The organism is Vibrio orientalis CIP 102891 = ATCC 33934 (assembly GCF_000176235.1).
GTDB classification, from domain to species: domain Bacteria; phylum Pseudomonadota; class Gammaproteobacteria; order Enterobacterales; family Vibrionaceae; genus Vibrio; species Vibrio orientalis.
In genome coordinates this window covers 394733-411232 of record NZ_ACZV01000004.1, presented here as the reverse complement: position 1 = coordinate 411232, position 16500 = coordinate 394733, and the positions used below count along the sequence as shown (strand labels likewise).

Genomic DNA, 16500 nt, shown 5'->3' with positions numbered 1-16500 from the left:
CCCTTAGTTCGATTTCTCTTCACACGGAAAGCGCTCCTCATATAGCGCCATAAAGTCCGCCCGAATTTCTTGCTCTAGGTGAGTTGCCTTATCCGTTGGGCAGAACAACATGAAATGAACCACCTGCTCTCCGGTACCACCGCTCGTGATATGGATGTGAGGCTCTGCACCTGGTAAATCGACACCCGCGTGCTTTTCAATCATCGCATTGTAGCGTTTAGCTACTTCATTGAAATAGTTTGTGTGTTCATCAATCTTTTCTAGCATAAGTGGTACTAAGGGAAATAAATTGACAAACTTAGGCACGATGATTGAGAAGTCATGATAAACATAGCGCTTCATGAAATTGAGGTTTTTCACTGGATAAGTGAAGAACATACTATTTGGTAAAGTCGCTGTTTTACCTGTGAAATGGTACTGGCCGTGATACAAGTCTATCTCTTGGATGACCGTTGCCATCATATTGTGCTCAATCACTTCGCCACAAATTTTACCTACTTCAATCCAATCACCAATACGAAATGAACGAGAACTCGCGCGCTGAATAGAACCAGTGAAGCAAAGGATGATCTCTTTTGATGCTACGACAATCGCAACGGCAATAGCGGTGACTGACAGGGCAAACTCATTAATCTCTGATTGCCACAAAATAAACAGCAGTAGCACTGTGATGATGAAAGTGCCGTTTTTGGTGCGCGACATCCAGTTGCGCTGTTCCTCAGAGACAAACGCTACGTCGCCACGGATCATTGATAACACCACACGACGAATAATCGCTATGAGCGTGATAATCAATGCGGTAAAAACTAGTTTATGGGATAGAAGAAAATCGATGACGGCTTGTACTTTCTCCACGTACTACTCCTGCTATTAAAAAGGGGCGTTAATCGCCCCTGTTTGGTTCTATTCGTTACTCTCGCTCGCGAGATCTGGTAAATCACCTTCTTTAAAGACAATAAAAGCTCGACGATTGAGCGCATTAGCATCCAGATCTTGCTCTTGTGTCACTGGGTTTAGTTCCCCGAATGACTTAACTTCCCATACAAATTGGTTAGGGTCTAGTTTGGTTTGCAAATATTGCAAGACGGATTCCGCTCGTTGCTCAGCAAGTCTTTCATTGTAACTGATTGATCCTTGGTAGTCGGTATGACCAGCAATCAAGACTCGACCATTGAGACCGTTCAACTGGTTTGCAAATTCATCCAAACTTGTTTTGTCGATTGGCTTTAGCTTTGCCTCATCAAAGCCAAAGTGAGAGGTCATTGCTACAAAAACTTTGCGCTGAGGTTCTGGTGGTGCACAAAACTCATTCTCTTGCTGAGTTTGTGTTTGTTCAAACACCACGTACGCGCGACGGTTTTCAGCATTCGCTTGCTTTGATTGACCTTCAACCAATGGCTTCGATTCGCCGTAATACTTCACTTCCCAATCATAGCGGCTCGCATCAAGTTGGGTTTGCATGTAGGCTTTCACAGCCTCTGCACGACGTAGAGATAGCTTAACGTTATAATCATCGCTGCCTTGATAATCGGTATGGCCCACTATCGCAATTTGCCCATGTAACTTACGAATACTGCTAATCAGGCGATCGATACTCTGTTTGTCTTGTTCTTTTAGTTCAGATTTATCAAAGTCAAAGTGTGAGGCCATCGCGATACGAATATCCCTCTCAGGAACAATACACTCTCTAATTAGAAACTTTTCTACCAACGGATCGCCAAACTTGTCGATGTTCTCCTTACTCACGTAAGTATCCGTTGAACATGCCGAAACCACTAGAGCAACCGCTAAAGTCATTGAAGCGTTATATCTATTTTTCATGTTATTCCTTTAGATCTTACCGACAAGGTTGATGAAGACACCTTTAGCATCATAGTCATCATCATTCGCTAAGTTACTATCAAACCCTGAGAAGTTATACCCGACCCCGATCTTGAAGTTATCAGATAGATGCTTATTCACCGAAATAAGTGCACCATGTTCAAGTTCATCGTTGAGCGTATCGGTTTTCCAGTGGTACTCACCGGTAACATCCCATTCTTTGATCACATGGTATGAGGCGCTCAGACCATAGAGGTTAATGTTGCTTTCAACGACCTCATTATTACCTGATGCTCGCTCAAAGGTCTCTTTTTTGTCTTTGTGTGCGTATTTAGCACCAACATCAACTTTAGCGTTTACTGAGTAAATCCCCTCAACTTCTACAATATGAGACTCTTCATCCGAGTAATCGACTTCACGATCAAGGTTGTCTTTATCAGCTATATAGGTATAGCGACTCAAAAGGTTCAATCGGTCGTTGTAAATTGGGCGATAGGCTAATCCACCTGTTGCTTCTACAAAGCGCGCTAAGGTTTTATCGGTATCCTTGCTGACAGACTTGGAGTAGTTAAACTTACCAAATAATGTGTACTCTTCCGTTAGGTTTTGAGTGTAACGGTTAGTGGTAACAAATTGATCGACTCGTTTGCGGTCAGGGTCTACGTTCTCGTTGCCTTTATCAACACGGTACTCGATCTTATGCTTCAAACTAACGTCATCGATATCAATATTCGCAGTTAACGTGGTTGCTTTTCGCTCAGTGACTTCTAGCTTAGATGGGTCAATCTCATTTCGTTTCTCGATTTCACCCTGCTGATAACCGATACCAAAATCGATATCGTCAGTCATATCATAGCCAAAACCGAACGAATCAATCCGACCTTTGCCGTTGTTCTCATCAACGAATTGGTTTTCTTGGTAAAAGTCGACGTTAGAGGTTAAGTCAGCACGTTGACCTACAACAACATTATTCTCACCTTCGTAGTTATCATCGGTGTATGTCACGTAAGTGGTGTAGTTGTCCGTTATGTCATAACTTGCAGTCGCCTCTGTCGCATCACCACGGTCGCCTGTGGTGTATTCAGCACCTAAAGTAAGATCTTCTAATACTCTAAACTCTGCACCAATAGAGACACTGTCGTTATCATCATATTGGTCGGTTTTATCGACCGTCGTTTGGCCCTTCACGTAGACACTGTTGTCAGAGTCCCAAATATAATCCGCTCTAAGACCCGCTAATGTCCCCTTACCTTTCTCGTTTTCACGGTTTAGTTCATCCACCTGTTTACCTGCGGCCGAAACCTTAATATGTTCGGTCACTTTGAACTGAGCTTCTAGTTCAGCCTGCTGGGTATCGGTTTGCTTGGTACCGTCAATCTCAGTTTCTTCAATCGAGGTATAGCGAGTGGCAAAACTTAAACGGTCTGTCGCTTGGAGGCGAAGCTCTGAGCCATAGGACAGCTGCTCTAGATCGTCACTTTGGCTAGCATAGCTATAACCCGCATCTTTCTCTTTGTACCACGCTTTAATATCATTGCCGACAAGGCCAAAAATGTTAGGTGCGATGTCATATAAATTCGCCACACCTTTAACCTGTATCGAGTTGCCTTTACGCTCGTCTAGATCGGTACCAATCGGAGTAAAGGTTAAACCACCATCAAAGGAAACAAAGTTTGAGTCCGTCTGACGTCCCTCACTTTGGGCAAATTCTGCCTTGATGTAAGTACCTTCCGTTGCTCTTAAGGTAAGATCCGTTCCATAAGCTTCGTAGTCTTGGCCGTCTTTTTCTTCCGAAACATAGTTAGCGCCAATGCCAATGTAGTCATTTGCCCAGCCTTTAATACGACCGCCATATGTCATGGTATCTTTTACTTCAGAGCCCTGAGGAACATATTCATAATCAACAGCTAAGTAGTTTTCGTAGCCATCAGTTGGTGTGTCATCGATCACCGAACCAAAGCTATCTGAAATGATATTACTGAGTGGGCGAGTCAGTATGATACGGCCTTGGTAAGGGTCAATATCATAGTCACGACCAGATTGAAGCGGCACCTCTTTCTCAGAGATACCGGAATCTTTATTGACCACTTTTACGTAGACTTTGTCACTACCTGGAACCAATTCTCCATGACGAAGGAAGTAAAGCGAACCGCCAGTACCTAAAAACTCATCATGAGCAAATGAAGAGTCTGCTGATGCAGCAAACCCCACGACGTTGAGTCTGTCATCACCAAATTTAGTGGTCGAGCGAGTACGGTAATCACCTTTAAAACCATACAGACTGCGGTTGTAGTCGTTGTTGTCAGTACCCGTTAAACCGGTGTTGTAGTTACCCCACAATACTTGTGACTTATCGTACTCAATATCTAAATAAACTTTACCTTTAGTATTCACCACTTTATGGATATTGGCGCCGTCACCGTAATCACCATAGTAAAGCTCATCATCATCTTCCAAAATATCAAACACACTCGAGTCGTCTGCGGCGAACGGGTGCTTAAAGATGTCCTTGATTTGACCGTCTTTACTATCAAAGTGCGTCGTTACGCGAAGCTTATCGCCAAATTTACCTTGGCTGAAATAAGCAATTCGCCCTTGATTGTAGACGTCATCTTGGTATTGATCATTAACGCCTAGCGCGCCAGTATCTCCCGTCACACGGTTTTTACCGATATACATATCCGCCAAACCGGCTTGAGCGTAGTAAGTATCTGGAATACGAACGTAAAGCTGATAACGGCGCTCATCGCCATTATCAAACACAACTTTAGTCGGGAAAATATAAGCATCGGCTGGCAAGAACTGCTCTGCGTAAAGCTCACCATCTTCGATATCAAACTCATCTTCGCCGATAACGACTTTATCAACGCCCTTCAGGCCAGTCCCGATAAACTTGGCTAACCCTGAGTTAGTTGGGATATTGTGACGCATCAACTGGGCACGACCAAAACTGCGTGAAAGTTCGTCCTCGCTATCATTGCGATCAATTTCCACTTCAGAGTCAGGTTTAACTAGGTCCATTACACCAATTGTGGTGATATCCATGTTGCCGTCTTTATCCCACGCTTTAAAACGGAACTGAAGTTGCTCTCCGACATTAAACTGGTAATCAACATCCGTCGTACCGTCCCATTCAATATCGATATCATTGGCGACTTCAGTGCCAGTGAGAACTTTTAAAGGCTGCGATAATGAGCGGTCACGTCCACGGTAAATTTCGATCTGGTAGCGATCCATGTAGTAGCTGTAGTTCGAACTTATGGTGAAGTTAACGCTATCGGCAAGCTTTCCTTGGTCCACTTCGAGCTCATCACCAACACTCACATCCAGAACCGGCTCAAAACGAGTGATATCACGGCTCGCCCAGATTGCCCCCTCTTCAAGGTAGATTCGGGAACTGTCTTCTTGCTGATGCAGCTCGACTTCAATACCAGTGGTATCCGTATCAAGCTTTTCTAGTTTACTGGTATCTTTTGCTATTGCGAGCAGCGGCATCGCCACTGCAACGGCCACTGCTAATTTGCTAAGTTTGAGTGTCTTCATTTGTTTATTAATATTTGGCACTACTTATTCTCCCTCAACAGCAACACTGAAGTTAAACTTGGTCAGTTTATTCGGTGAAATTCGTTGTACACGAGGGTTTTCACTAATCACTTTCATTCCTGTAGGAAGGGAGTCTGTATCAACTTTAACTAAGAAGTTCTTTCCTTTTTTATCGAGAACCCACTGGTCAGGAACGTGGTATCGCCCGTACTGGTCTGTTTCAATCACAATACCTTCAACGGTTAGCAACCTAACGCCAGGAACACCATCTTCGTACACCCCTTTGTTCTCGATAATAATTTCCCATAGGTAGTGGTCGCCATCACGATACAGATTGCGCGTAACGTCTAGATTTTCGGCTGACAACTCCTGCTTCTTATCACCAACATAGTGCGTTTCAATATTGCCTTTTCTGTCAAAGATCAGACGTGTCCCTGAGTCCGTGACAACGCTAAAGTTAAAGCTCTTATCACTGCGAGTCTCAAACTGGAAAATCACTTTATTACTTTTCGGCAGCGTTCGGTTGTGCGACAAACCAAATAATTTGTCTATCTCAAACCCTTTAACCAATACTGAGTCAAACGGCTGCACCTTAGACAATTGATTAGAAAGGCTATCATGAGCATAGTTATGTTGATTCATTGGCTCTTTAGACTCTTTAATCACGTGATCTATATCCGTTAAACGGATCTCCTTGCCCTCTTTAATCAACACTGTCGAGTCCGCGATATAATCGCGGTTAGGTATGTTTGCCACGATCTGAATATCAAACGCTGTCGCATCTGCTTGGAAACCGTCTCCGTTATGGTCTTCGAACACTTTACCGATGATAGAAGCGGTATCGAACACTTTGTCTGGCAATACTTCTACTGTCGCTGTCGCTGTGTTGGATTTCTCTTCTAACGCACCTGAAGTCTGGCCTTCTGGCGGTGACATCGCTACGGCACTGTTGACATACTTGCCGAACGTAGCGCCCACGGTCACCCTTAGCAAATAGCGAATACGCACTTTTTCAGTAATGGTTTTTTCACTGCTGCCGTAAGCTAGCATGTCACCAACATTGAAGGTTAAGCTGTTTGTTACCGCAGGATCATCGACTTTAATCACGTCATCGCCAGTATCAAACTCACCATCCGGCCCGCTGTTCACTAGCTCGGTAGAACCAGGGACGTACGCAAAGCCTGATGGGTAACGGTCGACAAGTTTGACATCTTTAAACTCTGATTCATTGTTATTGAAGATAGTCACTTCGTATTCGATTACATCACCAACTTGAGCGTCGGTTTGTAGAGCTTCCTTGGTAACTTCTAGCTCACCTTCATTATCGGCAAACTTCTTCACATGGATCGTTACATCATCAGAAGCACTGATTCCGGTTGCAGGGTCTGTCACAGTAAAGGTATTGGTTATATTGTCATCTAAGCCTTTGTTCAACTGGCCAGTAATAGTGATTACATAACCATTGCCCATGTAAGGCTGCAGATCTAACGAAGGTCCACTGTCAGGCAGTAGCAGATCTTTATCCGTAAACTCACCTTTATTTTGCCCTGTCGGCCATTCCACAATGCTCATTTTCCACGATGTGAACAGAGGGTTACCGTTAGTACCCGCAAGCTTACTAATTTCATCAACCATCTTAGTTCCTGTGATGGTTGATGAACCTTGGTTACTGACTTTCAATACATAGGTAAGCTCTGAATCATCGTTAGTATATTGCGCATTCTCACCCTTAGTGGTGGTTTTATCGACGGCAAAGCTAACGGCTCTCGGCGTGATCATCGCACTCACCGATTCGATGTTGGCATTTCGCGCATCTCGGCTTGACGGAGCAGGCGCTGGCGCAGCGTCCGATTCATCGATCTTGAATGAAGTATTGACAATCTCACCCATCGCACGTGGATCTGTCGTACCGGTAATCGCAATCTCAACCGTATCACCCGGAGCTATATCGCCGCCAATGGTTATGTCATTGTTATCTGACAAAGTACCAGCGTTGATGTTTGAACGAGGGTCACTGCTCTTCGATTCAATCTTCCAATCAGTAAACGCGTTCACTACTTCTCGGTCACCGGTCGACAAATCAGGCTTAGTCTGAACCTTCATACGCGAGATAGCGTTTCTCAATAACACATCGTTGGCAAAGCCTTTACTGTCGTTAAACAACTTGACGCGGAACGTTGCTGGCTCACCCGCCGAATAGATAGGGTTATCCGCTTCTTCAGTGATAATGACGTTGTCAGGCTCAGGAAGTAGACTCGCCACAGCAGCAAAACGGTCTACTCGTCCAGTATTAACCAGCATACTCGCTTTATTATCGATCTGCCCGTTAGCAAAGCTGTTCACTTGGCCTGTAATAATAAGCTCTAATACATCATTAGGTGCAAGGTTTACCGTAGAATCAACCTCTCGATTAGTACCACTTGGGTCTGGCGAGATAGTGGTTAATTCATTGCCTTTGTTGACTTTAATAGACCAAGACTCCAGCGCAGGCTCACGAGCACCGTTTACTGTGTCCACTTCCAGTGAACCTAGCAGGTCTTTCAATTGGATCCCACCGACGAACGCTTCGTTCTGGTTAGTCAGGATAACTCTAAATGTTGCTGGCTTGCCCGGCTCATAACTCATTTCAGTGTCTGAACCTGTTTCACCAACAAACTTCTCTAGTTTCAAAGAGATCGGACGGTGTTTAATTAACGCATCTGCACTCTTTTGCGGGCCAGTAGCAAAATTAACCGTGGCATTATTAAGAATATCGCTTGTCGCATAACGATTAACTATGCCATCAATGGTAAACGTCACCGTACTATTTGGTGCTATATCTGCTAGGGTATCGATGTCAGAGTTATTACCACTTGGCATGACAGTCAGGCTAGAATTGATGTCACTTAACTCGGTCTTAATCGTCCAACTTTCAAAAGCTGTTCCAGTACTGCCATCAACCAAAGTAACCAAAACATCGTTCATGATATCTTTAATCGCAACATCGTCAGCAAAGCCCTCACCTTGGTTACTTACAGTAACCACAAACTGAGCGGGCTCACCAGCTTGATAGAATTCTCTATCCGCTGTTTTCGTCACTGTAATATCAGCTGGTTTCGGCTTGATCACTGCACTTGCTGAACTGTCTTTACCATCGTATTTCACCTTAGCTGTGTTATTAATATCACCAATTGCGCGGTCATTAACTTCACCACGAATGGTGAAAGTGATGGTGTCATTCGGCGCTAAGTCGATCGTATTGTTGATATCGCTATTCCAGGCAAAAGTACCGCTCGCATCAACCGTTGTCATTGGGTCATTCGCTTTAAAGGAATACTCCCAACGGCTGAAGGCTGGTTTATCGACACCATCCACGGTTTCTACCATGATCTTTGAAATGAGATCTTCTAATTCGATATCGTTGGCAAACGCCGCGTCTTTGTTCTCAATCGTAATGACAAAGCCGTTAATTGAGCCTGGTGTATAGAACTCTTCAATCGGCGTTTTCGTTACCGAAATTGCAGGTACTAGTGGTTTACTGAGCGCTTCATCAGACAATGACTTACCGTCATATTCGACATCCACCACATTCTTCACTTCGCCGATTATTTCTGGTTTTAGTGTGCCTTTGATTGTGACTGTCACCACGTCTTCCGGCGCAATATCGACCATATTATTGATAAAGTCACCAGAAAGTGCAGGAAGAACTGTTGTGCCCTTAGCCGATGCCGCGCTGATATCAATGGTGCCTGGTTCAAAAACAGTTATCGAGTTGCCATAAATCGCTTCAGCACTAATACGATCAACAAAGTCTGTCACATGTACATCTGTTGCCCATACCCGCTGAGTATTGGTTAGTACAATGGTATAAACCAGTTCGTCCTCAGCTTGGTACACGTCTTTATCTACTTCTTTTGACACTGTCACTTCAGCATCAATCGGTAAATAAGTGGCACTATCAGTAACTTCATTAACGCCTTTCGCCGCCACAGTCACTTTGTTGGTGATTTCACCGATAACATTGCTTTTAACAGTGCCCTCTAAGTGCAGTTGAATCTTCGAGCCTGGGGCTAGCTGATACTCACCTTTAAAGCTATCAGCACTACCGAAGTCGGTCTGCGAGATAGTATGTGAAGCGCTCGCTCCCGAATCGACGATCGTTATAGAGCTGCTCGCGCTATCCCATGAATCGAACACTCGACCTGGACGTGGGCTACCCACTACATCACTTCCAATATTTTTGACTAAATCTTCGACGGTTAAGTTTTGCAGGTAACCTACACCAGTATTCTCGATAGTTATATCAAAGCCAATCTTATCGCCTGGAGCATAAACTGCAGGTGAAATCGAAGCCTCTTTACTTACCGATAAACTACCCGGCTCTGGGTAAATATAATGCTGTTTCAAGTCGTACTGTTTACTATCGACATACAGCGTGTTGCCAAACTTACCCACTGCGTCATCACGTACATCACCGACCACATCAATTTTTAGAATCGTTGGCTCTGCCGGAGTTGCTGCACCTAACTTAACTATTGCGTTAATGTCGCCTGTCGTTTGAATAGCACTTGCATCATTGTGCGCCGCTCCAACATTGCTCACAAACGTCGCCGTTGTAGACCAAGACTTCAACGCGGTTTGCATAGTGCCATCAGCCGTTTCAACTAAGAACTTCGAAATAGCATCTTCCACTTTGACATCCGCATTGGTGTCAGCCTTGTTGGCAATATACATGGTATAACGTACTTCACCACCCGGAACATAACTTGGTGTATCCGTGCTCTTAGACGCAAGAATTTCTGCATCACCCTGCCCTAACACAATAGCATTCGAGTCTTTACCACCAACAGTTGCTACGTTAGTGATCGTGCCAGTTGCATCATCATCTACGCTTCCTGACAGACCAAATACCACCTTGTCACCCGGCATTAAGTCAAACGTCGCATCGAGAGGCTTACTACCAGAGTAGTTACCTGAGATAGAGAAGCGATCAGGGCTTGGTTGTTCAATTACTGTGGTTGATAAACTGCTAAACGCTTTTGCTCCAGTAGAGGTCACAATCGAGTTAAGCTTGTCTATGATCGCTACATCGTTGGCGATACCTTCACCATTATTTTCAACAGAAATGGTATAGCTCACTTGTCCGCTTGGATTGTATTCACATCCTGCACCTGTGTTCGACGGGAAAGAACAACTGCTGCTATCTGCTGTCGTGTTGGTAACTAACTTCTCGAATACTAAATTAGGTGCAACAGGTGGGATCACAGGGGTATGAACATCTTTACCCCCAGCACTGGCGTTGTTCGCGTCAATATCACCTAGTGCATCGTCTCTGATTGTCCCTTTGATCGTGAACTGGATGTCTTCTGCTGGACCAATGTCTGTCGTCACATCTAGATCACTGTTTGCATCATACGGCGGTAAGTAGGTATCAACCTTAGTGTTGAGCCCCTGTGAAATGGTTTCACTAATTGCAAACGTGCTAAATGCTTGTTCTGTCGAACCGCCAAGTACTTCAACTTGAATATTAGAAATAATATCTTGGATTCGAGTTTGGTCGGCCCAAACTTTAGCTTGGTTATTCACATCAAGTAGGTATACGACTTCTTCACCTGGCTTGTAGGTATCGCCATCTTTATATGGTCGACCACCAATAGAGACAATTTGTTTCTCTACATGCAAGTTTTGCGCATCAGGTTTAATCGTAGACTTTCCAAAAGCTGAATTATTGTAGTATGGCGTTGCAACTACATTCTCCAAAGCATCATGGCGAATTTCACTTTCGATAATGAACTCAATCCAACCGCCAGCCGCAATCGAAAGCTCAGGAATGTCGATATCTACATTTTTATCACTAGCAAAGGTTCCGATCGTCGTCACAAGTTCAGTTGATTGGGTGACTGAAACTTTCCACCCAAACTCGTCAAACACAGGACCTGTTTGATTGTTACTTTCACCTGCAGCATTCTGCGCCAGTCGATTTTCAATTTTGGAGAACTCTTCTTTCAGTGAAGCTCCATACTCCGTACCCTTGCCTTTATTCTCTAAACGAAGTTTATAAACGACTTCAGCACCGTGACTGGTTGGGTCAAAGTTATATGTATCTTTCTTGGTACTTAAGCTGTTGTCTGTATAAGCAACATGTGATTTCTTCAACTCAGCTGCAAGCATATCAGCTCGTTCAGAATCTAAGTTATGCGTGTCATCGACTTTGGCTCGATTCTGGATTGAACCCACCGCTTTTTCAGAGATCTTTGCTTTGATGGTGTACTTAACAAATGCACCACTGCCATCAGTAGCGAACTCACTACCTGCAATATCAAATTCCGTATCGATATTGGTATTGTCACTGACAGAACCCGCATCCGATAATTTACTGTTATCAACTTCCGTGGTAATCGTCCACGAATCAAAAGCTTGACCAATCGAGCCATCATAGTAGTCGGTAGTAATACCTTTAATATCGTCGACAATTGGAATGTCTTTTAGGTGGACGTTATGCTGGTTTCTAAGCGTAATTTCATACACCAAGTAACCACCCGGCGTGTAGCCGCCGGACAATTCGGTTGTACCATCTTGATCTAAATACTTGGTTAGGTGTTTTTCAAAGTCATACTTCTCGGTATCAGGCTTCGATTCCGCGCTCACCGTATCGCCATCGACCTTAAGTAAGTTAACAATATTGCCAACCGCATTTTCGTTGACGACGGCTGTCACGACATAATCAATCGTTTCGCCAGCAGGAACGGAGATGCGAGTGTTGATATCTGCGTTGTCTTTAAGAGTGCCATCTAGATCCACTTCAGCATAAGGACTGCCACCTAGAACCTTAGATTCGATAGTCCACCCATGAGGAAACGCAACATCTTCAGGGCCATCAAGCATTTCAGTACGAATTTCAGAGATTTTATCTTCGATAGGTATCTCGTGTGCGTTGCCTTTACCATCATTTTCAATCGTCAAGTGGTAAGTTAATGGCTGACCCGGCTGATAGTTTTTCTGTTCTACCGTTTTACTGAACGTTAGGTGGTAGTCATACGGTTCAACAGTAAGACCACCAATAGTAATATCACCTGACGCGTCACCACGCACAACCCCTTCTACGCTGTACAGTACGTAGTCACCACCAGCTACGTCGATGGTTGTATCAATGTTTTTATTGTCTTCAACAACTCCATCTAACGTGCCGTCAGTCGTGCCATCCCCACCATTCGCGTCATCTTTAGTTACAGCGACCGCAAACGTGTCGTTAAATGGATTAGCTTTAGTGCCGTCAAGCAATAAAACGTTCACGCCTTTAATGTCTTCGAAGACACGGTGGTTGTTGTAGTAGCCACGGTTTGAAGAGACTTTTACTTTATAAGTGAGCGTGTCACCTGGCGCGTAGTTTCGACTCTCTTTGCCATTAACCAACAATGTGCGAGTCACTGCGCCACCACTATCCACTCTCTGCATCTCATGGTGAGAGACATGTGATTGCTCGGTGACAAGATTGTAGTCACGGAAAATATACGCATCGTTCGCGATGATTTGTTTTAATCCAAGGCCATCATCAGTGCCAATCACATTATCTTTAACGTGAGCTTTAATCTTAAAGGTAAGGGTTTCACCTGGCGCTAGCGAGAAAGTCTCATCATCAGCTTCTGGGTAGATAAGATCTTTATTGGTTTGTGGTTGCCACTCAGCCCCATCTGCATAGTCAAATTGCCAATATTCAAACGGTGATTGATTGTGCCTATCTGCAAATCGATTGTTCTTATTGTTGGCAAGTACTGAGCGAATTTCCGTTAACGGATCGCCTAGTTTAAGTGAGGTTGCTTCGTTATCACTGTTGTTCTGCAGAGTAATGAAGTAAATCACATCTTCGCCTGGCACAAACTGGGTTCGATCTGCGGTCTTTAAAATAGATACATTGAGCTTAGAGTCACCGCTATCACCAATTTCTGCCGATGCGGATTGGTCTAAGTTGTTGACTGGGTCGTGTATTTCGACGGTGTTCGAAATTTCATCTTCTTTATAGTCGTTTTTGACTATGCCACGAATCGTATATTTGACAAAACCGGGGCCATCAGATGTTTTAGGGTCGATATCGATTTTAGTATTGATGTTACCAGTTGCAGGGTAGTTAGACGGATTACCAGCATAACTACCTGTTTTGTAAGTGGTGTTGTTGCTATCGGTACTTGCAGTAATCGTCCAGCTAGAAAATGCATCCATACCTATAATGTCATCTTTAACTGCCACCTCATTTGCGTAACCTGCGCCGCGGTTGTAAACCGTAACATCAAACTCTACCTGCTGTCCCGGGAAGAACTGATTCTCTTTAGTCGTTTTAATTACAACCACATCAGGTGCTTTTGGGTGCACCGTAACAGTGTCAGATGCACCACTTTGTGAATCGGAATCAGGTGTTTCGATGGTTGCAGTATTATCAAACCTCTTATAGATGATCTCGTTACTCACCGAACGATCGATTTGAGCGATAATGGTGTATACAACCTCGGTATTCGGCGCTATTTGAGCAGTAAGGTTGATATCTTTATTATCTTCAAAATCGCCAACTTTCGTCTCCGCCGCGTTGCCAACTAGATCAGGATCGTCAGAAAGAATCTCAGCGCCAATTGTCCAAGAAGAAAACACCTGTTTTGAGCTACTATCCGGCTCTAATAATCCTGCAGATATCTTAGAAATTTCATCGACCAATTTTACATTTGTCGCGTAGCCATTGCCTTTGGCATTTTTTAGGTGAATTTTGTAAATAATCTGGTTGTCTAACTTAGAGTAGCTGGTACGCTCAGAATGAAAGCCTGAATCATTGTTTGTTCGTACTGTTTTATTCAGCTCAATTTTAAAGTCTTTTGGATCAGAGCCACGGTCTGCATAGACTGAGCCATCTACTGTGACACTATTTTGGATATGGCCGTTCGATATTGGGCTAGTCACCGCTTCAACGGTATAGATGATGTAACTATGGGGCTCCAATGTCGCTTCAACATCCAGATCGATGTCTTTGATTTCACCAGTAATACCCGTTACTGAGGAAGTGGCGCCCGAACCGTCACTGCGAAAAGCATCAGCGGTAATCGTCCAACTCTTATACGCATCAATCTCAGGACCAAAAACCGACGTGGTCTTTACTTCACTTAGTTTATCTACTACAGAAACTTGATCAGCAAAACCATCACCATCATTGTCGATGCGAATCGTATAGGTAAGAACATCGCCTGCTGAATAGAAACGACTATCCACATCTTTACTTGCACGCAGGTTATCATCAGGCATTTGTATACCTGACCCATCTTCGGTCACGTTGTCGCTACACGCCGGATTATTGTCGATAATCAGGCCAACGCTCGATTCATTAACTTCTGCCGTCAGCTTATAGGTAATACTCTTACCCGGAGCAATGTCAGGTGACACCGTAACAGGGCTCGTCATCCAAGAACCGTAGTTATATCTGCCAGGATCGGTTCCTTGGTCATCTTCTGCACTAACTGGCTCTAGTTTCCATCGCTTGAATGCTTGTCCCTGCCCCGCACCTGCCGCTTGTTCAGTCTGCACACAACCTAAATCATCAACAACCAACAAATCGTTGGCAAAATATTTCGACGAAGAGTTGGTTACTTTAATTTCGTAATCAACCGTTTCACCTGGTACATACTGAGTATCTTTAGTTGTTTTAACTATTTTGATCTCGGAATCGTCAACATTGAGTGTTCTCTCGGCAGTAAAAGATTTCGAGATCTGTGCATCTTGAATCAAGGCATCTGTTGAATCGTACACTCCAGCATTTGCGCCCTGAACCGCGCCAATTGCAACGGGTGATAGTGTTGCCTTTATTTCATACGTAAGAGACTCGCCTGGGAACAAAGAAACGGTATCATCAAAAGGGACATTGGTTTGAGTGCCGCTATCTTTATAACGCGATTGGCTATTGGCCCCTGCATCCGTTACATCAATGTTCCAATTACTAAATGGGTTACCACTGACATCTGTCGAATCATGTTCTGCCTTAAGGTTGTTACCCAAGCCTAGGTTAGAGACAAGATCAGCAATATTCTGCTTTACATGGTAGTTGTGCGCGATACCTAGGCCCGTGTTACTTACCGTGATGGTAAAGACACGTTCCCCATTGACTAAGTAGGCACTTGTTTTACTAATAGTGTGTTCTATTGAAACTTGTGGCTGCGCAGGGGGCGTCGTCAGCTCTATGCTGTCGACATCACCATCTTTGGTATGACTTTTCGCCGAAGTGATGACATCTCCGACAAGGTTGTTGTTTACTGTTGTGGTTATCGTATAGGTGAGCTTTTCATTTTTAGCGATAGAAGCACCTGTAACTTTTAGGTCTCCACTCGTTGCAAACGAACCCAAATTACTTAGGCTTCCTGACTTTTTGCCACTAATCTCAACGCTGGAAAATGGTGAAGACGTGCCACCACTCATATCCTCGACACTGAGTGACGCAAACAACTGCTCGATCGAGAGGTTTTGTACTAAGTAACTACCAGTATTAACCACTTCTAGCGTATAAGTCAGCGAGTCTCCCACCTGATACTGTGGTTTGTCGACTGAAAGATACATTTCATACTGGTACGGCACAGGGCTAAATGTACTCTTGCCCGCAGGAGTAAATGTTTCTTGGTTGCCATCCCCATCAATATCGGCACTAACGATCGTATCGCCTAACTCTATCACTCCAACGACATCGTTGCTTACCGTTGCTTGTACTTGATATTCAACGTGACCAAACGGCAAGATTACCGCGTCATTTACATCTAGGTTAGCATCGCTCTGTATAAAACTTCCCGGATTAGAACCCCAACTGGTATCAGGTATAATAGTTAGTGAACTAAATGCTTTTACTGACCCACTTTCACCATCTGCTAGCTCATCCCAAAGTAGGTCTTTGATCGAAACATCTCGAAGTGTTTTTGCCGTCGTGTTCTTTACAGTGATCGTGTAATCAATACTCTGACCATTCTGATAGGTCGCGGTGGTAGAAGAAACCGCCACCTCAATCTCCGCAGCATAGGCCTGCAGGGACACCATAGACATGAGCAAAGAAAGATATATGTATAGTTTTGAACTAAACGAGTTAAACAAAACGATGTTATCCTTATTAGAGCGTGCTGCTATCACATTAGAAATTTGTTT

At 44.1% G+C, this 16500-nt stretch carries 4 protein-coding genes; all 4 read right to left on the bottom strand.

Going from position 1 to position 16500, the window contains the following annotated elements; genetic code table 11:
* Nucleotides 1-3: 3 nt before the first annotated feature.
* From VIA_RS05390 to VIA_RS05375, 4 genes are read right to left on the bottom strand one after another with little or no spacing between them, the layout of a single operon-like run.
* On the bottom strand, nt 4-855 hold the full coding sequence (locus VIA_RS05390; protein WP_004411549.1) for a mechanosensitive ion channel family protein: 852 nt from the start codon (nt 853-855) through the stop codon (nt 4-6).
* A gap of 48 nt (nt 856-903) precedes the next feature.
* Nucleotides 904-1821: an OmpA family protein gene (locus VIA_RS05385; protein WP_004411548.1), complete on the bottom strand. Its 918-nt coding sequence runs from the start codon at nt 1819-1821 to the stop codon at nt 904-906.
* 9 nt (nt 1822-1830) lie between these two features.
* The gene (locus tag VIA_RS05380) at nt 1831-5364 is read right to left on the bottom strand and encodes a hypothetical protein (protein WP_038211333.1); all 3534 of its coding nucleotides are present in this window, start codon (nt 5362-5364) and stop codon (nt 1831-1833) included.
* A 24-nt stretch (nt 5365-5388) separates the two neighbouring features.
* Nucleotides 5389-16359, bottom strand: a complete 10971-nt coding sequence (locus tag VIA_RS05375; protein WP_004411546.1) for a DUF11 domain-containing protein — start codon at nt 16357-16359, stop codon at nt 5389-5391.
* Nucleotides 16360-16500 lie beyond the last annotated feature (141 nt).

Excerpts from the sequence above, each read along its gene's own strand:
- VIA_RS05385 (WP_004411548.1), bottom strand. The coding sequence starts at position 1,821 with ATGAAAAATAGATATAACGCTTCAATGACTTTAGCGGTTGCTCTAGTG.
- VIA_RS05380 (WP_038211333.1), bottom strand. The coding sequence starts at position 5,364 with ATGAAGACACTCAAACTTAGCAAATTAGCAGTGGCCGTTGCAGTGGCG.